22 protein-coding genes and 2 tRNA genes are annotated in these 21,997 nt (G+C 35.7%); 11 read left to right on the top strand and 13 right to left on the bottom strand.

Translation table 11 applies throughout. The features are described from left to right. Positions 1-52 precede the first annotated feature (52 nt). From miaB to BCF58_RS15525, 8 genes are all read right to left on the bottom strand, one after another. Positions 53-1,495 (bottom strand): tRNA (N6-isopentenyl adenosine(37)-C2)-methylthiotransferase MiaB, encoded by a 1,443-nt coding sequence (gene miaB / locus BCF58_RS15565; RefSeq protein WP_121462717.1) that lies wholly within the window; start codon positions 1,493-1,495, stop codon positions 53-55. 92 nt (positions 1,496-1,587) lie between these two features. Continuing rightward, on the bottom strand, positions 1,588-2,334 hold the full coding sequence (locus BCF58_RS15560) for an energy transducer TonB (protein ID WP_121462716.1): 747 nt from the start codon (positions 2,332-2,334) through the stop codon (positions 1,588-1,590). Next, positions 2,328-3,077, bottom strand: coding sequence for a hypothetical protein (locus tag BCF58_RS15555; protein WP_121462715.1), 750 nt, complete (start codon positions 3,075-3,077; stop codon positions 2,328-2,330). Before BCF58_RS15555 ends, BCF58_RS15560 begins: the two co-directional genes overlap by 7 nt. Continuing rightward, positions 3,070-3,483 (bottom strand): hypothetical protein, encoded by a 414-nt coding sequence (locus tag BCF58_RS15550; protein WP_121462714.1) that lies wholly within the window; start codon positions 3,481-3,483, stop codon positions 3,070-3,072. Before BCF58_RS15550 ends, BCF58_RS15555 begins: the two co-directional genes overlap by 8 nt. Before the next feature lie 4 nt (positions 3,484-3,487). Then, positions 3,488-3,970 carry an energy transducer TonB gene (locus BCF58_RS15545; RefSeq protein ID WP_121462713.1) on the bottom strand — a complete coding sequence of 161 codons (483 nt, stop codon included), beginning with the start codon at positions 3,968-3,970 and terminating at the stop codon, positions 3,488-3,490. A 108-nt stretch (positions 3,971-4,078) separates the two neighbouring features. Continuing rightward, on the bottom strand, positions 4,079-5,278 hold the full coding sequence (gene lysA / locus BCF58_RS15540; protein ID WP_185144848.1) for a diaminopimelate decarboxylase: 1,200 nt from the start codon (positions 5,276-5,278) through the stop codon (positions 4,079-4,081). 268 nt (positions 5,279-5,546) lie between these two features. Then, positions 5,547-6,770 (bottom strand): 3'-5' exonuclease, encoded by a 1,224-nt coding sequence (locus BCF58_RS15535; RefSeq protein WP_121462712.1) that lies wholly within the window; start codon positions 6,768-6,770, stop codon positions 5,547-5,549. 384 nt (positions 6,771-7,154) lie between these two features. Then, positions 7,155-8,681 carry a helicase HerA-like domain-containing protein gene (locus BCF58_RS15525; RefSeq protein WP_121462710.1) on the bottom strand — a complete coding sequence of 509 codons (1,527 nt, stop codon included), beginning with the start codon at positions 8,679-8,681 and terminating at the stop codon, positions 7,155-7,157. Positions 8,682-9,066: 385 nt separating this feature from the next. Between BCF58_RS15525 and BCF58_RS15520 the strand changes: the two genes are divergently transcribed. The 3 genes from BCF58_RS15520 to BCF58_RS15510 are packed head-to-tail and all read left to right on the top strand — an operon-like array spanning position 9,067 to position 11,179. Further along, complete coding sequence (locus BCF58_RS15520) at positions 9,067-10,476, top strand: MBL fold metallo-hydrolase (protein ID WP_121462709.1); 1,410 nt, start codon at positions 9,067-9,069, stop codon at positions 10,474-10,476. Between the two features lies 1 nt (position 10,477). Then, positions 10,478-10,855: a rhodanese-like domain-containing protein gene (locus BCF58_RS15515; RefSeq protein WP_121462708.1), complete on the top strand. Its 378-nt coding sequence runs from the start codon at positions 10,478-10,480 to the stop codon at positions 10,853-10,855. A gap of 24 nt (positions 10,856-10,879) precedes the next feature. After that, positions 10,880-11,179 (top strand): thioredoxin family protein, encoded by a 300-nt coding sequence (locus BCF58_RS15510; protein WP_121462707.1) that lies wholly within the window; start codon positions 10,880-10,882, stop codon positions 11,177-11,179. Positions 11,180-11,212: 33 nt separating this feature from the next. Here BCF58_RS15510 and BCF58_RS15505 read toward each other — a convergent pair whose 3' ends face one another. Continuing rightward, complete coding sequence (locus BCF58_RS15505; protein WP_121462706.1) at positions 11,213-11,965, bottom strand: nitrilase-related carbon-nitrogen hydrolase; 753 nt, start codon at positions 11,963-11,965, stop codon at positions 11,213-11,215. Between the two features lie 103 nt (positions 11,966-12,068). Here BCF58_RS15505 and BCF58_RS15500 point away from each other — a divergent pair, with 103 nt between their 5' ends. From BCF58_RS15500 to BCF58_RS15480, 5 genes are all read left to right on the top strand, one after another. Beyond that, entirely contained in the window at positions 12,069-12,509 is a 441-nt protein-coding gene (locus tag BCF58_RS15500) for a DUF6646 family protein (RefSeq protein ID WP_121462705.1), read from the top strand. A 101-nt stretch (positions 12,510-12,610) separates the two neighbouring features. Next, positions 12,611-14,092: an RIP metalloprotease RseP gene (gene rseP / locus BCF58_RS15495; RefSeq protein WP_121462704.1), complete on the top strand. Its 1,482-nt coding sequence runs from the start codon at positions 12,611-12,613 to the stop codon at positions 14,090-14,092. Between the two features lie 81 nt (positions 14,093-14,173). Beyond that, positions 14,174-14,247 (top strand) — tRNA-Asn (locus BCF58_RS15490). A gap of 139 nt (positions 14,248-14,386) precedes the next feature. Continuing rightward, positions 14,387-14,460, top strand: a tRNA-Asn gene (locus BCF58_RS15485). A gap of 222 nt (positions 14,461-14,682) precedes the next feature. Beyond that, the gene (locus BCF58_RS15480) at positions 14,683-17,211 is read left to right on the top strand and encodes a DUF5686 family protein (RefSeq protein WP_228434820.1); all 2,529 of its coding nucleotides are present in this window, start codon (positions 14,683-14,685) and stop codon (positions 17,209-17,211) included. A gap of 344 nt (positions 17,212-17,555) precedes the next feature. Here BCF58_RS15480 and BCF58_RS17495 read toward each other — a convergent pair whose 3' ends face one another. From BCF58_RS17495 to rplU, 3 genes are all read right to left on the bottom strand, one after another. Then, entirely contained in the window at positions 17,556-17,717 is a 162-nt protein-coding gene (locus tag BCF58_RS17495; protein WP_170149038.1) for a bacteriocin-like protein, read from the bottom strand. 168 nt (positions 17,718-17,885) lie between these two features. Further along, positions 17,886-18,143: a 50S ribosomal protein L27 gene (gene rpmA / locus BCF58_RS15475; protein WP_121462702.1), complete on the bottom strand. Its 258-nt coding sequence runs from the start codon at positions 18,141-18,143 to the stop codon at positions 17,886-17,888. An 18-nt stretch (positions 18,144-18,161) separates the two neighbouring features. Then, entirely contained in the window at positions 18,162-18,749 is a 588-nt protein-coding gene (rplU, locus tag BCF58_RS15470) for a 50S ribosomal protein L21 (protein WP_121462701.1), read from the bottom strand. 182 nt (positions 18,750-18,931) lie between these two features. Between rplU and BCF58_RS15465 the strand changes: the two genes are divergently transcribed. Together BCF58_RS15465 and BCF58_RS15460 are read left to right on the top strand one after the other, a co-directional pair. After that, on the top strand, positions 18,932-19,816 hold the full coding sequence (locus BCF58_RS15465; protein ID WP_121462700.1) for a neutral zinc metallopeptidase: 885 nt from the start codon (positions 18,932-18,934) through the stop codon (positions 19,814-19,816). Between the two features lie 105 nt (positions 19,817-19,921). After that, positions 19,922-21,010 carry an acyltransferase family protein gene (locus tag BCF58_RS15460; RefSeq protein WP_121462699.1) on the top strand — a complete coding sequence of 363 codons (1,089 nt, stop codon included), beginning with the start codon at positions 19,922-19,924 and terminating at the stop codon, positions 21,008-21,010. 10 nt (positions 21,011-21,020) lie between these two features. Here BCF58_RS15460 and BCF58_RS15455 read toward each other — a convergent pair whose 3' ends face one another. Further along, on the bottom strand, positions 21,021-21,266 hold the full coding sequence (locus BCF58_RS15455; RefSeq protein WP_121462698.1) for a hypothetical protein: 246 nt from the start codon (positions 21,264-21,266) through the stop codon (positions 21,021-21,023). A 152-nt stretch (positions 21,267-21,418) separates the two neighbouring features. Here BCF58_RS15455 and miaE point away from each other — a divergent pair, with 152 nt between their 5' ends. Further along, entirely contained in the window at positions 21,419-21,997 is a 579-nt protein-coding gene (miaE, locus tag BCF58_RS15450) for a tRNA-(ms[2]io[6]A)-hydroxylase (RefSeq protein ID WP_121462697.1), read from the top strand.

Below are 21,997 nucleotides of genomic sequence, written 5' to 3'. Positions count from 1 at the left end.
AGCTAATATTAAAAGGTGTTGATAATTTGTTAATTTATAATTCCTGTAAAGGTTATTTATGTTCTACTGTTTCCCCTAAAAGTGTGCCTTGTGTATTATCGAAAACAAAAACGTCCACAATGTCACCAATTTTCTGCCCTTCCAGCTTATCAAATACGCAAACTGCATTCTGGGAATTTCTTCCTTTCCACTGGTTTTCATTCTTTTTGGATGTTCCTTCGATCAGAATCTGATGTACTCTTCCTACATAGGATTTCATACGCTTTCTGGAAAGCTCTCCCTGCAAGGCAATTACTTCCGCCAAACGTCTTTGTTTAACATCTGCAGGAATATTGTCTTCCAGTTTTTTATGAGCCGGTGTTCCTGGTCTTTCCGAATAGGCAAACATATAACCGTAGTCATATTCCACTTCTTTCATTAAACTTAACGTATCCTGATGATCTTGCTCTGTTTCATTGCAGAAGCCCACGATCATATCCTGTGAAAAGGCAATATCCGGAACAATAGCTTTCGCTTCTCTTATCAAATCAAGGTATTCCTGACGGGTATGCTGCCTGTTCATCAACTGCAGCATATGATCGCTCCCGCTCTGAACAGGAAGGTGAACATATTTGCAGATATTATCATGCTTTGCAATCATTCTGAATACATCCAGGCTCATATCCTGAGGATTGGATGTGGAGAATCTTATTCTCATTTCAGGAACTGCTTTAGCTACTAAATCTAATAACTGAGCAAAATTTACGGCTGTGGCTTTCTGCATCTCAGAAGCTTTTACGAAATCTTTTTTAGGACCGCCTCCGTACCAAAGGTAAGAATCAACGTTTTGCCCTAATAAGGTAATTTCCTTATATCCGTTATTGAACAAATCTTTACATTCTTGAATAATGGAATGCGGATCACGGCTTCTTTCCCTACCTCTTGTAAATGGTACCACACAGAATGTACACATATTATCGCAACCTCTGGTAATAGTCACGAAAGCTGTAACTCCGTTTCCGCCTAAACGTACAGGGTTGATGTCTGCATATGTTTCTTCTTTGGAAAGAATAACATTGATTGCATCTCTTCCGTCCTCGGTCTCTTTTAAAAGATTAGGTAAGTCTCTGTATGCATCGGGACCTACAACCAGATCCACCAATTGTTCTTCTTCTAAAAACTTGGTTTTCAATCTCTCCGCCATACATCCGAGAACGCCAACCGTCATGTTTGGTTTCTCTTTTTTAAGATTTTTGAACTGGGAAAGACGCATTCTCACCGTTTGCTCGGCTTTCTCACGGATGGAGCATGTATTTAAAAGGATGAGGTCGGCTTCTTCTGCTTTCAGTGTAGTATTATATCCCTGTTCATTAAGGATGGATGCAACAATTTCGGAATCAGAGAAATTCATCTGACAGCCATAGCTTTCCAAGAATAGTTTCTTGGAATTTCCTTCCTTCTCTGCAATAGCAAAAGCTTCTCCCTGTTTTGTTTCGTCTATATATTTTTCCTGCACTTTTGTAGATCTTACATTTTAGAAAGAGATGATACTCATTCTAAAACAGTTTAGTTTGCAAAGATACAAAATATTGTGACAGAATGGCAGTGTTATTCAAAGTTAAAACTTAAAGGTAATCTGAAATGGGATTTAATCGGGATATTATGAAACATGGCAGGTTTCCACTTCTTTTTTATGGATCTTATTGATTGTAAAATCATATTATTAAAATCTTTATTATCAGTCTCCCTTGCCAACTCAACATTCTGCATTTTCCCTTCTTGGTCTATTTCAAAGTTTACTTCGAGACTAAATATAACGGCCGAGTTCGTCTGAAATCTGTTCACATCTATAGCATTGGCAACTTCTTTTCTAAAACCCATAATTCCATCTTTAAATTCAGCTTGTGTTGTATAATTCTCCGGTAGATAAGAGTCTGTATATTTTTCATAAAGATCATCCATATAGATTTGTACTGTAACTATAGCCGGATGTTTTTCTCCGTTAATTTCAGCAGGAATCCAATTTTTCATATATCTTAACACCTCTCTTGAAGCATCGTAAGTGCATTTTGCTTTTGTAATTAATGCACTATCTTGTTTTACAAGTTTTATAGTAGAATCCGGATATACAACAAGTTTTAAATTAAGATATTCATTTTTATTGCTGCACTGTGGTATTTTTTTATCTAAAAGCAATTGATGAAACTCTTTATAAAAATTAGTTCTTCCTCCCTGGTAAAACTGAGAGTCTATAGGATATCTATCTAAAACTTGTGCATTACACAAGGATATAATTACAAAAAATAATAACGTAAGAAAATTCTTATGCCACATAAAATTTATATTCGTTACCATCCCGCGTTTTCATATTTAGATCTCTCATAGTCAAAACTGAATTCCTGGTTAAATTCATTATAAAATTTGAATTTCATCGGTATTCCATTAAAAGTAGCAGGCTCCCATTCTCCTTTTATTTTTTTCAATTCGTTGGCCATATTTGCTTTTTCTGCAGCCGTATAGTTTCCATCAATTTGAAAATTCTCAGCTACACCTTTTTCACTCACAACGAAAGAAAGATATAGCTTTTTATCTTCATTAGTGCTAAGATTCTTTTCAATGATATTCTTTACATGGCCTCCAAAAACCTTCATCCCATTTTTAAATTTCGGTTTTTTATATTCATTCAACTTTGGGTTCTCCTTAGAGTAATAAAGATAAAAGGGCTCAATTTGTATTTCTGCAATGGCACCAACGGGCTTACCATTTTCAACTGCTGGTTTCCACTTTTTAAGATATGAAATTAGTTTTCTACTGAATTCAAAAGCACATTTATTCTTGAAAACACTTACCGTATCAGGATCCTTAACAAAATTAATGGATGCATCTGCATTAACAAGAATAGGCAGCATATATTTCTCAGTACTAGGACATGGAGAAAACTCGTTTTTTTTAATGACTTGGATCATTTCAAGTATTAACGCATCTGTACCTCCTTCATAAGGACTTTGTCCATAAGGATATCTTTCTAAAACCTCTTGTTGTGCCTGAAGTGTATTAAATGAGACAAATAATATTAACAGAAATAAATTCTTAATCATGATCAAAATGGTCTGTGGTAAAATTAATTTTAATTATTTTTTTAGAAACTATTGGCGCTCCATTTTTCGTAGCCGGTTTCCATTTTTTCTTTACTTTCTTAATGGCAAACTGCATATCTTCTATAAACAGTTCACTGTTTTTCACTTTTGGCAAAACATCTAACTGACTTATTTTACCATCTGTTCCCACATCAAAAACGAATACGAATTGCCCATTCACAGCATACTTATTCAAATCGATATATGCATGAATCATTTTTAAAAATTCTTGTGTAAAAGCTGAATCGCCACCCGGGAATTCTGCATTTTGCGAGGACGTTATATTTTCAGTCTGACTTTGAGATTCCTGAGCAATTCCTTTAAAACCAATAAGCAGTAAGGACAATCCTAAAAGATATTTTTTCATAAGTTTACATATCCGCAGAAAGCGAAGAAAAGCTCATTTTCAGTTTCATTTCAGATTTTACCGGTTGTCCGTTGCACATTGCCGGTGACCAGTTTTTCTTGATTCTTCGCACCACATATTGCATATCGTCAAAGAAAATTTCACTGTTCAGAACTTTTGGATCACCCTCGACATCGACTACTTTGCCAGTAGCATCAATGGTAAGGGTAAAAGTAAATTCTCCGTTTAATGTATAGAAATCCGAATTTAAATAAGTATACATATATTTTTTAAGAATCTCTTTATATGCAGCTGTACCTCCTTCAAAACTTGCCGGCTTAAAATCATTACAGCTTTTTATACCCACCTGCATAAAAGGCTCTTTAATATCTATTTTTAAAATATTCTTATTATTTTCCATAATGAAGGAATCATCTCTGTCTTCAAGATCCTGGGCAAATGAAAAACCTGCCATGAAAAGTCCTATAATTAATGCTAGTGCTTTCATACGTGTGTTATTTGTGATTACATTGCAAAATTACAATTTACAAAAAGAAAAACTCCACAGCCATCTGTGAAGTTTTCTTTTATCTTGATTAGATTTTTAAAATTTTAATTATAAGACCTCAATCTGATTTTTCAATAGATCTTCAAACTCATCTCTTTTACGGATCAAATGAGCTTTTCCATCGAGGAATAAAACCTCTGCAGGCTTCAATCTCGAGTTAAAGTTGGAACTCATTTCAAATCCATAAGCCCCGGCATTGTGGAATGCCAAAATATCTCCTTCTCTTACTTCATTCAGTTTCCTATCCCATGCAAAAGTATCTGTTTCACAAATGTTTCCTACAACCGTATAAATTCTCTCAGCCCCTTTTGGATTAGATAAGTTTTCAATAACATGATAAGAATCGTAGAACATCGGACGGATCAAATGGTTAAACCCGGAATTCACGCCTACAAAAACAGTGGCCGTCGTTTGTTTGATCACATTGGCTTTAACTAAAAGATACCCGCTTTTTCCTACCAGGAATTTACCCGGCTCAAACCACAATTCAAATTTCCTTCCGGTTGTTTTGGCAAATTCGGAAAGCACTTTTTCCACTTTTTTCCCTAACGTTTTAACGTCGGTTTCCATTTCACTATCCTGGTAAGCAATCTTGAAACCACTTCCCATATCAAGATACTTCAGATTCGGGAAATGTTCGGAAAGCTCAAGCATAATATCCAATGCCTGAATAAAAACTTCCGGATCTTTAATTTCACTTCCGGTATGCATATGAAGGCCTTCAACATTCAGATTGGTGGTCTTCATAATTCTTTCAATATGACGAAGCTGGTGAATAGAAATCCCAAATTTACTGTCTATATGCCCCGTAGAGATTTTATAGTTACCTCCTGCAAAAATATGCGGATTGATTCTTACAAAAATAGGGTATGTATTTCCGTACTTATTCCCAAATTGTTCAAGAATAGAGATATTATCAATATTAATATGTACACCATGCTGCATGGCTTCTTCTATCTCAGCCAGATCAACACAATTAGGAGTAAACAATATTTTTTCTTTAGGAAATCCTGCCTTCAGGCCAAGTTTAACTTCATTAATTGATACACAATCCAAAGAAGCACCCAAGCTCTTGACATACTTTAAGATGTTTATGTTGGTTAATGCTTTTGCAGCATAAAAGAACTTCGTGTGTTTTAAAAAAGAAGATGTAAGTTTCTCGTATTGAGTTTTAATAGATTCAGCGTCGTAAACATACACCGGCGTGCCATATTCATTGGCAATCTGTAACAAATCTTTTGAATTCATAATTAATAAGTAAACTTCTTTTTTGTTAATAAGAAAGTGCAAAGGTAGTGAGAAATTGTTTATAATTTAAAATCAATAACATAGAAGATTATTCTTTTAATTTGGTTTTAACAGAATAATATACTTTTGATGGTATTTTGAAAAGCTTTTTATTTTGACTATTTAAACAATTCCCAATTCAATCAATTGCAATAAGAACAGTAATCAGGCTTGTTAACTTATCCCTATCCAATATTTTTGGATACTTTAACGTAGTTGGGAAATATAATTATTTTGGCAATGGCAGTGTCTCAAAATCACCACGAATCAATGCCAATTGCAATTCATTGTTTAAATCTGTTGATGATAAAGGAAGATCTATTTTTAATTTGGAAAGCTTGCTTAATGTCTGTATTTGTGTAAAAAGCTCATAAAATCCGTAAGAATTCACTTTCCCGTTTTCAATGATTAAAAATAATTTTTCCCCCAATTTCCTTCCCTGTCCCAACCAAAGCTCATTCCTTTTTTTGAAATCTATTTTTTTCTTGAATGAATTGATTTCCTTTAAGTCATCCTGTGTATTGATAAATTGGATTGCTTTAGATCCCTGTGTAAAAGACCTGAATTTTAAGATGGGCTTTTCAGTTTTATTCAGTTTATTCTTTTCAACAATATACTTGCTGTTTCTGAAATATAGGCCAAAAGGAAAGGATTCTCTCTTCTTTATATTCTTAGAATTCAGCATAAGTTTGGCAATGATATCGGTGCCGGTGAGTTCAAAATTGATCTGTTCCGTACTTTTTTGAATCTGTTCCCATTTTTTAGACTTAGAATTGAAAGCCTTTTTGGAAAACTTGTTAATATCCTGAACGTGATCCGTAAAAACAATTTTCCCCGCTTCATCCTGAAAATAAACAAACCCTTTCTCATTAGGCAGATCCTGAGTCAGCTCTTTGATCTTATTGATATAAGATTTAGCATTGGTTTCCTCATGCTGTTTCTGGATAATTTCGTTCGCAGTATCTTTTGAAATCAGAAGCTTGAATAACTCCAAGGTGGCTCTTGCATCTCCTTCCGCCCTATGGTGATTGGTCAATGGAATTCCCAAGGACTTAACCAGTTTCCCCAAAGAATAGCTCACCTCATCCGGAATGAGCTTTTGAGCTAAAGGAATTGTATCTAAAGTATTGATTTTATAATCATAGCCTAGTCTTTTGAAAGATTGACGCAGCATTCTGTAATCAAAATCAATATTGTGTCCTACCAAAGTGGTATTCTCTGTGATTTCAATTATTCTACGGGCAATTTCATGGAATTTAGGTGCAGTTTTAACCATTTTCGGCGTAATATTGGTTAATTTCTGCACAAAAGGAGTGATATCACTCTCAGGATTGACCAATGATATAAATTGATCAACAATTTTCTGCCCATCATATTTGTAAATAGCAATATCTATAATGCATTCTTTTCTATAACCTGCACCATTACTTTCTATATCTATTATTGAATACATCTAATTTTCTATTATGCAACTCGTTTTTTTGTAACTAATATCAATTATATCTGTCATAAGAAGTCCGAAGAACAGCATTATCAAGCTAAATACATAACCTGTGCCATATGTCCAAAGAGGATTCAGATGTTCATAGTTTTGCTTTACTTGAAAAATAAAAACTGCTGCAAAAACAAATGAACTAATTAAAAAAATACCCCCTCCGAAAACCTGATGCACCCACTTCCTATTGATCAGTAAAGGCAATAATGCTAATATAATAAAAAATTGTATCAAAAAAACTAAAGTTTCCGTTAATGCAGCCCATCACTAAATTCAGGACAGCCAAACCCACAAAATAGAAGGATGATAATTTTTTCATGGTTATTATGTTTTAGTTTGAAATTATCTTCTTCTTCCGCCCAATCCGAACATCCCTAAAATCGCCTTAGCTCCTTCTCTCATTAATGTACTGGTAAAAGTCCTTCCTGCTTTGCTTTGCAATACCTGCTCAAACATTCCGGGCTCTTCTTTTACCGGTTTTGTTTTTTGTGTCGGTGCAGAATTCTGAACAGCCTGCTCCATTCTGTTAACCAACATTTCATACGCAGATTCTTTGTCCACTGCTTGCTCATATTTAGCAACCATAGCAGATTGGCTTGTTAATTCTGAAACTTCGGCATCATTGAGGACATCCATTCGGGATTCCGGAGAAATCAGATAAGTATGAACCAATGGTGTTGGAATCCCTTTTTCATCTAAAGCTGTTACAAAAGCTTCTCCGATTCCCAGATTTTGAATTAAAGCGGAAGCATCATAAAATTCTGTAGTCGGGTAATTTTCTACCGCTTTGGATATTTCTTTTTTATCTTTTGCGGTAAAGCCCCTCAAGGCATGCTGTATTTTCAAGCCCAGCTGAGAAAGTACATTTTCAGGAACATCACCGGGAATTTGAGTAATAAAATAAATTCCCACTCCTTTGGAACGGATCAGCTTTACCATTGTTTCAATCTGTGAAAGTAGCGCCTTAGAAGATTCATTAAAGATCAGGTGAGCCTCATCGATAAACAATACCAGTTTTGGTTTCCCGCTATCTCCTTCTTCAGGGAAAGTCATATAAATCTCGGCAAAAAGTGACAGCATGAATGTGGAAAAAAGCTGCGGCTTATTCTGAATGTCTGCAACCCTTAAAATATTTACAACCCCTTTGCCATCTCTGGCCTGAAGCAGATCCTGAACATCAAAGCTTAATTCCCCAAAGAATCCGGCAGCTCCCTGTTGTTCCAAGGCTACGATGGACCTTAAAATAGCTCCCAGGGAAGCAGGTGCAATTGACCCATAATTGGCGGCTAGCTCAGCTTTTCCTTGTGGGTTGTCCGTAACATATTGCAGAACTTTCTTCAAATCATTAAGATCAATCAACGGCAGTCCTTTATCATCACAATATTTGAAAACAATAGACATGATACTCTGCTGGGTATCATTCAGCTCTAAAATTTTACTTAATAAAACAGGCCCGAATTCAGTAACCGTTGCCCTTAATTTAACTCCTTTTCCACCGGAAATACTCATCAGTTCTACCGGAAAAGCCTGCGGATTGTAAGGCAATTGTGTTTTTGAATACCTTTCTTCAATAATGGAATTCATTTCTCCCGCTTCTGCAATCCCGGAAAAATCTCCTTTAATATCTAAAACCAATGAAGGGACTCCGGCATGAGAAAGTTGTTCGGCAAAAACCTGCAGTGTTTTTGTCTTTCCTGTTCCGGTAGCTCCGGCAATAAGGCCATGACGGTTGATTGTTTTTAACGGAATCGTTACATTTACTTCGGAAACAACCTCTCCATCCAACATTCCTTTTCCTAAAATAATATGCTCTCCTTTGGGAGTATATCTTGCATTAAGTTCTTCAATAAATTGTGCTTTATCTGCCATTTGATATTTTTAACCTATAAATATAAAATTTTTTGCAAAATATTTAGCCATCAAAGTAATAATCTTGAGTAAGTTCAATTATTAATATTACATAATATGCTTAGAACAATCTACCTAAAATCTACCAATCTGAAAGTTCTGCCAACAAGTTGCGAAAAGCCTGATCAGTTCAAAATTTATTTACCATATTACACATGATAAAAAACAGTCTATCCATTCAGTCTTCTTAAAGACCTCCTTTTATCTTGATAACAACCTGTCTATAAGTCAATTTCACAAGATGAAACATAGCGATATTGACAGAAACTATTAGTGATATTTAACATTTAATTTACATTTCATGTAATACTTTGTATCTTTATCTAAAATTTTTAAAATAGAGCCAATGAAAGTTGAACAAATATATACAGGCTGCCTGGCTCAGGGTGCCTATTATATTGTATCAGAAAATGAAGCTGCAATTATAGATCCGCTAAGAGAGGTAAAGCCCTATCTGGACCGTCTGGAAAAAGACAATGTAACTTTAAAATATATTTTTGAAACTCATTTTCACGCCGATTTTGTTTCGGGGCATTTGGATTTAAGTCAAAAAACAGGAGCACCTATTGTGTATGGGCCCACTGCCCAGCCTCAATTTGAAGCCATTATTGCTGAAGACAATCAAATCTTCAATATCGGAAAGATAAAAATAAAAGTACTGCATACGCCTGGTCATACCATGGAGAGCACAACTTATCTTTTGATTGATGAAAATGGTATTGAAAAAGCAATTTTCACAGGCGACACTTTATTCCTGGGCGATGTGGGAAGACCTGATCTTGCTCAAAAAGCAACTAATTTAACACAAGAAGATTTAGCCGGTATTTTATATGACAGTCTTCAGAGTAAAATTATCCCGTTGGATGACAGTATTATTGTTTATCCGGCCCACGGAGCGGGCTCTGCATGTGGAAAAAACATGCAAAAAGAAACCGTAGATACTTTAGGAAACCAGAAAAGAACCAACTACGCATTAAATCAGCCGGACAAAGAGTCTTTCATCAGAGAAGTACTTGACGGGCTTACTGCTCCGCCCAAGTATTTCGGAATGAACGTAGCCATGAATAAAGGAGGATATGAAAGCCTTGATGTCGTTATGGATAAAGGTCTTACCCCTATTCCGGTAGAAGATTTTGAAGCCTATGCCGAAGAAACGGGAGCTTTGATCCTGGATACGAGAAGTGCAGCTGAATTCCATAAAGGATTTATCCCAAACTCTATTAATATAGGATTGAAAGGAGATTTCGCACCCTGGGTGGGAACTTTAATCGTAGATGTAAAACACCCTATATTATTGGTAGCCGATGAAGGCACTGAGGAAGAAGTCATCACAAGATTAAGCCGTGTAGGATTTGATCATGTGTTAGGATATTTACAAGGTGGCTTTGAAGCTTGGAAAAATTCGAATAAAGAAATTGATGAAATTAAAAGAATTTCACCGGCTGAATTTGCCGAACAATTTACTGAAACCGCTAAAGTCGTAGACGTGAGAAAACTCACGGAATACTCTGCGGAACATATTGATAACGCTTATAACAAACCTTTGGATACCATCAGTGATTGGGTAAGCTCCATTGATGATTCCGAGCATTTCTTTTTACATTGTGCAGGAGGATACAGAAGTATGATCGCCGCAAGCATCCTTAATTCACACGGCATCAGAAATTTCACTGAAATTGAAGGTGGCTTCAACGGGATAAAAAAGACAGAAAAATTTCCGACAACAGATTTCGTTTGCCAGTCTAAAACATTGTAGAATGAAAAATAAAATCTCCGGAATTGTTCTCGCATCGGTCTTCGTACTGACTGCCTGTAAGACAGTAAAAACTACGGAAGTTTCTAAAGGGAATATTAAAGAGGCTGTCAACAGTTCCGATGTGACACTGGTAGACGTAAGAATTCCCGAGCAATATGCTGAAGGAACAGCAAAAAATGCCATCAATATTCCTCTCGCTGAGATTCAAAATCATATTGAAACTCTAAAGGGTAAAAAAGTGGTTGTTTTCTGTAATAAAGGGATGCAGGCAGATCAGGCTTTAGAGATTTTAAAGAAAAACGGAGTGGAAGTTTACGACGGCACGACCTGGAAAAATGTAAAAGCTATCCAGGAAGAAAAATCTGCTGATCAAAAATAAAGTTTTAAAGCAAAAATTAAAGCGATGTCACAAAAATTTCAAGAGATCATTAATTCCGACAGACCTGTCTTAATAGACTTTTTTGCAACCTGGTGTCAACCATGCAAAGTTCAGTCTTCTGTTCTAAATACAGTAAAAGAAAATGTTGGAGAAGGAGCAAGAATTATTAAGGTGGATGTTGATCAATATCCCACCCTGGCCTCACAATACGGGGTCCGTGGAGTCCCCACATTAGCGATTTTCAAAAATGGAGAATTGCTTTGGAAAGAAAGCGGCGTACATGATGTGAATACCTTGACCCAGCTTTTAAAACAATATGCATAAAATAAAGACCTGTGAATTCGCAGGTCTTTTTATTTATAATTTTATGGAAAAATGATCTCTGTCATTTAAAAACCGGAAGTGATTTCTGAAATCTTTTAATTCTTCCATATTGAACTCTGCTGAAACAATATTTCCGTTCTTTTGGGATATTTCTGTTCCGTCTGCAAAAAAGCAGTGAGAGCTTTCCTGGTAGAAAATATCATTACCATCTGTTCCTATTCTATTAAGTCCAAAAACAAACGATAGATTTTCAATAGCCCGGGCTTTCAAAAGATGTTCCCAGGCTCCGACTCTTTTCTGAGGCCAATTGGCAACATATAAAATAGCATCATAATCATCGTTATTTCTGGCAAATACCGGAAAACGTAAATCATAGCAAACCTGCAGCAGAAATCTGATCCCTTTATAATCTACTATTACCTTTTCCTTCCCCGGAGTATATACCTGATCTTCCCCGGAAAAAGAGAATAAATGTCTTTTATCATAATATGCAACTTCACCATCCGGCTGAACAAAATACATTCTGTTGTAAAATTTTCCAGTCTGTTCCACAGGAACACTTCCACAGAAAGCGGCATTTTTATCCTTTGAGATTTTTTTCAGAAACTCCAGAGACTCATGATTTCTATCTGAAACTTCGGAAGCATCCATACAAAAACCCGTTGAAAACATTTCAGGAAGGAGAAAAATATCCGCTTCCTGATTTTCAAGCTCCTTTTCAATCTGTTGAAAGTTCTCCGTTTTATTTTTCCAGACAATGTCCAGATTAAGTCCTGTAATTTTCATAAATCGCATTCAAATTCTCTATAAAAATAAGATTTTTAATTGATTTCGGTTTCATTTTTGCTTCTCATTATTTTCGGATAGTAACAATAAAAATTTAAAATTTATGAAGAAATTAGTTTTTATGTTGATGGTGGTTTTTCTAGGAACTACTGCCAGTGCACAGGCATGGACGGGAAAAGGGGATCAGAAAATTCAGTTAGGTCTCAATGCATGGGGATACGGAACAGGTGTTACGGGAACATATGATTATGGATTGAACAAACTTTTATCAATCGGAGCCGGCTTGAATGCTTATTTTGACGGCTATAAGGATAATGATAAGGACAACAGGGTTTTTGTATTCGGAAGATTAAACTTCCATCTTCAGGAAGCCTTACAACTTCCGGAAAAATGGGACATTTATCCTGGTGTTGACTTAGGTGTCCTTGGAAAAGATTTTGGAATAGGAGCCCATATTGGCGCCCGTTATTTCTTCAATGATAAAATAGGAGTTTTTGCGGAAGTTGGAAACAATGGCAGTCTTGGAGTTTCATTTAATTTATAAAAATATTCTATAATATGACAAAGCTTCTCTTTTCGGGAAGCTTTTTCATTTGGCATAGTTTTATAATTGTTACCTTTGCAAATTAAAATCTAAATTTATTAATGGAATTAGCAATTAAGATCTTTCAATTTATATTAAGCATCTCCATCTTAGTAGTTCTTCATGAACTTGGGCATTTTTTACCCGCCAAATGGTTTAAAACCAGAGCAGAAAAATTCTTCCTGTTTTTTGATCCTTGGTTCTCATTATTTTCCATGAAAAAAATCAATGGGAAATGGGAGTACAAACTCTTCTCAAAAAACCTTCCGGATACAGAAACCATTGAAGTGAACGGAGAAAAGAAAGAAGTTGCTATAGATATATCCAAATTACCTGATAACGACTGGAGAAAACATCCTGAACAGACAAAATATGGTATCGGCTGGCTTCCTTTGGGCGGTTATGTGAAAATTGCCGGGATGGTAGACGAAAGCATGGATACCGAGCAATTGAAAAAACCGGCTCAGTCTTGGGAATTCAGATCTAAGCCGGCTTGGCAAAGACTGATCATCATGCTTGGTGGAGTTACGGTTAACTTCTTTTTAGCATGGTTTATTTATGGATGCCTTTCTTATTTCAATGGAGAAACTTCATTTGACACAACAAAGGTTGATGCCCCTATGCATTATACCAACATTGCAAAGGCGATGGGATTCCAGGATGGAGATAAGATCCTGAAAGTAGACGGGAAAGTTCAAAACAGCTTAGATAAATTATCATTAGATATTCTTTTGAGCGATCAGATTACGGTATTGAGAAATGGCCAGGAAGTCACTTTTAATACGAACGATGACGGAAAAGCACTTGCTTTCAAGGATGAAAACCCTAAAGCATTCCTTACTCCAAGATACGCCCCTGTAATCGACTCTATTTTTAATCCGACAACAATTGCAGCGGGTTTAAAAGTGGGGGATCAGGTTGTTTCTGTAAACGGTCAGAAAATCAATTATTATGATGAGTTCCGAAGCCTTGTTGAGAAAAACGGAGGAAAGAATCTTGCCATAGAAGTTTCAAGAAACGGAGCTGTAGTGCCATTAACCATTCCTGTTTCAAAGGAAGGAGCGATTGGTATTGCTTCTTATAAACAATTGGAGAAATATGCCAAAACACAGCACTTCACATTAGGACAGTCTATCGGAAGAGGTCTTACAAGAAGTATCGAAAGCTTAACGTATCAGGTTAAACAATTCAAACTTATATTCAATAAAAAAGTTCAGGGATATAAAAAAGTAGGCGGACCGATTGCTATTGTGAAGAATATGCCTGTAGATAAAGCAAAAGATGGTAGTATTTCCATTAACTGGACTGCATTCTGGAGTTTTACCGCAATGTTCTCAGTTTGGTTGGCTTTTTTAAACCTGATTCCTATCCCGGGATTAGACGGTGGACACGTATTATTCACTTTATGGGAGATGATTACAGGAAAACCTGTACCACAGAAGGTGTTGGAAAATGCTCAGATGATTGGGGTTATCTTCCTGCTAGGCTTGATGTTACTGATTTTCGGAAATGACATTGTAAAATCCATCACGGGAAATTTATAATTTTTTCAAAAAAATTTATTTAAAAAATTTGCCCGATATAAATATTCGTCCTATATTTGCACCACTTAAAACAAAGGACATTCCTCCTTAGCTCAGTTGGTTAGAGCATCTGACTGTTAATCAGAGGGTCGCTGGTTCGAGCCCAGCAGGAGGAGCAAAAAAAAGACTTACATTTCTGTAAGTCTTTTTTTTATTTAATCCATTTCGAGATCATTTTTTGTTATAATTTGACAATAAAATTTGCTTGATATATATTTTTCGTTCTATATTTGCAGCACTAAAACAAGGGAAAATTCCTCCTTAGCTCAGTTGGTTAGAGCATCTGACTGTTAATCAGAGGGTCGCTGGTTCGAGCCCAGCAGGAGGAGCAGAAAAAGAGTTACAAAATTTGTAACTCTTTTTTGTTAAATATTCATCCTGCTTTATTTCGTTATCCCTTATTAATTATTTGATTTATAATATAATAAAATACATCGCGTTAAATCATTACATTTGCAGTTTTATACTCAAATGATAAAGTCATTAAATTTTTATTAATAATTTTAAATAAGTGCACACTTTTTGTTTATGCTAAATGCTTGAAGAAACGAATGATGTTAAATAATAATTCTAAATACTACTATTTACTTTTTTTAATAGTTCTCTCTGGTCTTATCCGTGCCCAAAATACAGCAACCGGTAAAATTGTGGATGAAATGACCAATAAGGAAATCAGCGGTGTAGATATTTTTATCAATGACAGCAATAAACCTTATGTAACGACTACAGCCGGAAGCTTTAATGTACAGTCCGATACCATTATTTATAAATTGAAATTTATAAGAAAGAACTATGCGCTGGAAAGCGTGGATATTACTCCCGAAAACGCCAATAATCTGGTCGTACAGCTTTCACAGGCAAAAGTAAGCAACATTGATGAAGTTGTAATTCACAACGAAAGGCCCAAATACAAGAATAAGAAGGAAAATCCTGCCTATGCGATCATGCAGGAAGTATGGAAAAGAAAAAGAAATAACGGCTTAGACAAATTCGACACCTATACTTATAAGGAATATGAAAAAATCCAGTTTGATGCCAATAATCTGGACAGTGCATTTATGAAGAAAAAGATCTTTAATAAGCTAGACTTTATTTTTGATTATGCAGACTCAACAGCAAGAGGTAAAATGGCACTCCCTATTTTCCTGAATGAAGCCGTCTACGAAAATTATGGTGAAAATAAGCCGGGAAAAAAGACAAAAAAGCTTTTAGTAGCACAAAAAACTTCCGGATTCCAAGACAACCAGGTGGTTACATTAACCGCTAAAAACCTGTATCGGGATATTAATATTTACGACAATATTTTAAATTATTTTGATATTGGATTTCCAAGCCCGGTTGGAACCGATGGATTCAGCACCTATGACTATAATCTGATCGACACCATATCAGTTCGTGGGGAAAACGCCTATAAAATAAAATATCAACCCAGAAGGACGGAAGTTCTGGCCTTTCAGGGATATTTATACATAGATACAGATAATTATGCCGTTTTAGGCGCTACCTTGAAATCCACACAGAAAATCAACGTCAATTTTATTAACGCTATTTCTACAGAGCTCGAATATGATAATCCTGATGAGAATACGTTCTTACCGAAAAAGTTCATTACCGAGATCGAAATGACTCCTTTCTCCAAAAAGAAAACCTCAAAAAGCATTGTTGCCAAAAGAACTGTGGACTATTCGGAATACGAGTTCAACAAACCTATTGAAGCTTCTGTATTCATCAGGAAAGAGGAAGAATATGATGACAAATTTGTGGAAAAAGATGACGCTTACTGGTTAAAGGCAAGACCTGATTCCCTCTCTAAAACCGAGCAGGGAGTTTATGATATGCTGGACAAACTTCAGCAAACCCCGAAATTCAACAGAATAGTAAAGCTGTATGAAACGCTTGGCTCAGGATATTACAATATCACAAAAGGTATAGACCTCGGCCCTATTTTTTCCATATATGGTGTAAATGAAGTAGAAGGAGACAGGATAAGATTAGGAGCCAGAACGTATTTCACCCGTAACGATCCATGGAGAGTTCAGTTTTACACGGCGTACGGTTTTAAAGATCAGCAGTTTAAATATGGAGTTGAAGCAAGGTATATGTTCAACAGAGTGAACAGATTCATGATTGGCGCAGGAACAAGAAGAGACGTTATGCAGTTAGGAGTGCAGCTTACCAATGATGATGGCATCATGGCCCGTTCATTTGCTTCGTCTACGGTGTTTGCCAGAGGGGAAAACGCTTCATTGAGCTCTGTGAATCAAACTAATGTTTTTGCTGCTATAGAGCCTTGGAAAAACTTCCAGATCAGAGTAGACGGAACGATGCAAAGTATAAAATCGGCTAATCCTGCAGGTTTTAATTTAATGTACTATAAAAATAACGATTTAAGAAAAACAGTGAATGATTCCCACGTGACCATCAGCTTAATCGCAAGACCTGGAGCGAAATTCTCTCAAACCGGAATTGACAGATACGAACACGGCACGCTGGCTCCTACCATTGTTTTAAAGTATACAAGAGGTATTGAAGGATTATTTAATGCTGACTTTAATTATAATAAATTGCAGTTTATGTTCTACAAGCCTGTATTGATTGGAAGCTGGGGTAAAACTTTAATTAATTTTGAAGCCGGTAAAAACTTCAACACCGTTCCTTTGGCATTACAAAATGTAATTCCCGGAAACCAGTCGTACAGCTTGGCCACAAATACTTTTGCTCAACTGAATTATTATGAATTTGTAGCAGACACTTATACCACCCTTCACCTGGAGCATCATTTTAACGGTAAGATTCTTTCTTTTATTCCTTTGATTAAAAAACTGAAATTAAGAGAGGTTGCCTTCATCAGAGGTGCTTACGGAACATTAAGCGATGAATCAAAGAAAATCAACGTAGAAGGATTCAAATATTCTGCCCCTAGTGAGCACATCTATTATGAATATGGTTTCGGAATTGAAAATATAGGCTTTGGAAATCTAAGGATTTTCAGGGTAGACTTTAACTGGCGTGGAAATTATCTCGACAGACCGGATATTTCCAAATTCGGCATCAAAGCAGGTTTCCAGTTTGGATTTTAAGAAAAAGAGCTCCTTATCAGGGAGCTCTCTTTATTTACCATTTAAATATTGCTACATCCTCCGCAATTGGGTACTCCTGTTTTGTGGAAAAAGACAACCGGCAATTTCCGCCGTCAAACCACAATACCAGTCGCAAGATATATTCTTACATTTAACCCCTCCTTTTATTGTTCTAAGAGCTTCCTAGAAAGCTTCTACAGTATTTACAATCATGTTATATTATTTAAACGGCTAATGATCAGAAATAGTATTTCATGCATAAAACAATCGAGCCCCAACAAATTGTTGAGGCCCGATATGAAACAAATTCTACTGTTTGTTTATCAATGAATAGTTATTTATAATTAACAGTTACACGGAGTATCTATAACTGCATTTAAGCAATGTTGTTTTTGCCATTCAGTCCAGGTACACCATTCTGCACACCAGCTTGCCAATGGAGGGCAAGAACCTGATCCGCCAATTGACTTCAATTCTTTCTTGTTAAGTTTCTTTAGATTTTTCATAATACTTTGTTTTAATTTGTGCCTACTCTATATGCTTTTGGGCTCCCGCAATTTATTTGATGGTAAACAAATATAAAAAATATTTCACTTCGTAATGAATATTTATGATTTTTTTCAATAAAAAAAGCTCCAACAAATGTTGGAGCTTTTTATTTTATGAAACGCTGATTATGCGTTTGGTTCTACAGATACGAAAGATCTGTTGTTTGCTTTTTTTCTGAAAACTACTTTACCGTCTACTAACGCAAACAAAGTGTGGTCTTTACCGATCCCAACGTTTAAACCTGGGTGGTGCTGAGTACCTCTTTGTCTAACAATAATATTTCCAGCAATAGCTTCTTGACCTCCGAAAATCTTCACACCTAATCTTTTAGAGTGAGATTCTCTACCGTTTTTGGAACTACCAACTCCTTTCTTGTGTGCCATCTTATTAGTGGATTATTTTTATTTATTAAGTGCTTTAAAAGTATCGATGTTCTTTACGATAGCAGCATCTACTTCTTCGTGTGTAAGAACAGTCTTTTCTAATTCAACTTTAACTGCTTTACCTAAAGTAATTAAAGTTTCTCTGTTTTCTTTAGACTGAGACAATCCGTGCTTCTTCAAGTGATAGTTCAATTCGTGATCTTCACCGAAGTTAACTGTTGCGCTGTCTGAAAGAACTTCAGTTTTAGCTTCTGCTTTTGCTGTTTCCTTTTTAGCAGCTTTCTTTGGAGCTCCTTCAAAACCTGTAATACCAGTGATTTGAATTTGAGTTAAAGATTGTCTGTGACCATTTTTCACTTTGTAACCTTTTCTTCTTTTCTTTTTGAAAACGATTACTTTATCAGCTTTTACGTGATCTAAGATTTCAGCATTAACAGTAATACCATTTACAGCCGGGGCGCCTACCGTGATTGTACCGTTTACAGTAAGAAGAACTTTATCAAAAGAAACTGAATCTCCTTTTTCTCCTTTTAAACGGTTTACAAACAACTTCTGGTCTTGCTCAACTTTGTATTGAAGCCCTGCTATTTCTACAATTGCAAACATTGTTTATAAATTTTTAGTTATTTCGAGGTGCAAATATAATAATAATTTTCTAATTAACTAACAATCAATTCCATATTTTTTCATAAATAAAAAATTCACTATGTTTTGAATAATTTTTTATTCTAAAGTGCTCATACATAGTAGATAATTTTATAACTTCGTTTTCACCAAACCAATATTATATGAAAAACAACTTTAAATTCTGCTTATTGGCAGGGGCTATGGCTGTATTCTCACTTACAGCATGTAACGACGACCAGGTGGAAGACACTGTCTCGCCAGAATCCCAAACGGAAACCTCTAAAATTGAACAACCGGGAGATCTTGAAAAGATTTGTGCCTATGTAGATCAGTATTGGACCTCATCATCTGTTTTAAAAACTTCATTGAAAACTACAACAGACACCAATTTCATGACCGGGCAAATGACAAAAATCGCCAGTCTTTGGGGAAGAAGCAATCCCACTTTACGTTTTGTTGACGATCCTAACAATCCGGGTTCTACTTACAATGCCATTTCTTATTCCACCGGGAAAATTTATTATGGATACGCTATCTATTATGATGCAAAATCCAAAGGCGGAGATATCGTGAATGCAATGATTTTAGCTCACGAGTATGGTCATCAGTTGCAATACATTTTCAACCTCCCATCTGTAAGTGAATCTACTGCAAGACCTAATGAACTTGAAGCAGATGGTTTTGCCGGCTATTATCTGAGAAGACCTGCCGGATACAACAAAACCAATTTCTCCGAAATTGCAGCTGCATATGAGTTTGCACAAAGTATCGGAGATTATTATACAACGGACCCTGGACATCACGGAACTCCTGCCCAAAGAAGATCAGCTGTTCGTTTAGGTTTCCTTTTAGGCCAGTACAGCCTTTCCGCTTCTGATTTTGATTACAACTTCTTTTATTATTATCAAGGCGTTCTTAATGGAACTTACAAAATGGGGAAAAACACAAGAAATCCTGAAATTGATACATACATGAGCCAATATATGGAAGAACTGAGAAAAATCCAGACCGGAGAAATCTCCGCAGAGGAGTTTAAAAATCTATAAACATTCATTATTAACATATTTTCAAAAAAGAGGTAAGCAATATGCTTACCTCTTTTTTCATATTATTCATAAACTTTATTTACTTTTGATTATCTTATATAAATAATGAACAGAGATCTCTACATAGACTTTGCTAAAGGATTAGCAACATTATCCATTATATTCATCCATACTGCTTTCTGGTCGGGACAATTCTACATTCCGGCAGAGGTAAGGGTTTTCTCTTTGGTTTTTGACGTCGCTTTATTTTATGCATTGAGCGGAATTACATCAGGATCTGATATTGAAAAGACATTTTACAGATTATTGAAATTACAGATCACTTATATGATCTTTGTAACGTTTTTGTTTTTTGCGGATTATTTTTTCAAGGTATTTGGGCTAAGCTTTTTCTCTTTGGAATCATTTCAGAATTTTTATTCAACGTTCGGTTCTAAATACACCACAACAGATATTTCTACAGAGCCCCAATGGCAAAACCTGGGTAATTGGTATCTCCATCAATACACTAATGCAGATACTTTCCCAGTTGTAATGGGCAGTTTCTGGTATTTAAAAGTATATTTTATCCTGACTGTGTTTGGAGTTTTAATTTTGAAGTTCTTCCCAAAGCATATCAATTGGTTCATAGCCATTTGTCTACTCCTCACTTTAATTTTCAATGTTTTTCCTTGGTTTTATCCCACAGGGCAGGTGGGCTATGTAGCTTTTTATTTAGGCATATTTTTAATTGCCAACCGAATGCGTGGTAAAAAAATTCCGGACAAAGTGATCCCTCTGCTTTACGGATTAGTTGCAGCAGCAATAATATGGATGTTCTGGTACTATGGAAATGACATTTTTTATAAGATCAACAGAAATAAATTTCCACCAAAGATCCCTTATATCATATGGACCTTGTTTTCTTTGGTAACTTTATTTGTTTTATACAACAGGCTCAAAGTTTCAAAGGAGAATCTGATCACCCATATCGGAAAAAATGCCATATTTTTTTATTTTGCACAAGGAATAAGTTCTTCCCTGGTTTACTTTATAGTTGTCCCGCTTCAGGAAAAAATGCCATGGTGGGTTTTAATGATATTCATATATATCACCAATGTTCTCCTTGCCTTTATTATTGCAGAAGGCTTAAAGAAAGTTGATAGCTTAGGCTGGAATGTTTTGGAATATTTACGAAAAAAAACGGCTTTATAAAGCCGTTTTTTTATTCTTTATTTCTTCCTCTTGTTAAAAAAGCTACAATAATAATAAGTACAGCCGCACCTATAATAAGATAGAGAGGATTGGCATACCATTCCGTAGTGGTAGTAGTTTTTGTAGATGTCGTATTTTCACTGGTTTGTGCTTCTCCGACTTTTTCCTGGGCAAATGCCATTGCAGAAAAGAATACTGTCAATAAATAAACCATTAGTTTATTACCCTTAGTTTTTAAAAGTGCAATTGTTTCCATTGTTTAATTTTTTAATATAATATATTAATATCAAAAAAAATACCAGCTTATTAAAGGATTCAATTAAATTTCAAAAAGCATTACAGATCACAAATCTTAATATTGCTTCTTACTTATGACAATTTATTTTAAATTTACAGAAAATTTACAACATGTTTAAGTTGAAACTTCCTACCGATCCAAGGTGGGCAAATATTGCTGAAGGAAACATTGAAGAAATTTTGACGGATCACGCCTGGTGCGAACAGAAGGCAGCTACTAATGCGATTACTCTCATTACAATGCTTCCTGAATATTCTGAAATCGTCACCGAACTTCTTGCTATTGCGCAGGAAGAGCTGGACCATTTCAACCAGGTGCATGAAATTATAAAAAAGAGGGGATATACTTTTGGAAGAGCAAGAAAGGATGATTATGTAAATGAGCTTGCCAAATTTGTTATCCAGGGAAGCAGAGAAGATCTGATCGTTGACAAAATGCTTTTTGCCGCGATGATTGAAGCGAGAAGCTGCGAAAGGTTTAAGGTTCTTACAGAGAATATCAAAGACGAAGAGCTAAAAACTTTCTACCGTGAACTTATGATCTCAGAAGCCAACCATTATACTGCCTTTATCGGATTTGCAAGACAGTTGGGAGATCCTGAAAGGGTAAATAAGCGTTGGGAAGAATGGCTTGAATATGAAGCCCAAATCATCCAGTCATACGGAAATAAACAAACAATACACGGATAA

The organism is Chryseobacterium defluvii (assembly GCF_003634775.1).
Classification (GTDB): Bacteria; Bacteroidota; Bacteroidia; order Flavobacteriales; family Weeksellaceae; genus Chryseobacterium; species Chryseobacterium defluvii.
Note: the sequence above shows the minus strand (reverse complement) of the source record. Positions and strands in the feature narration are given on the sequence as shown.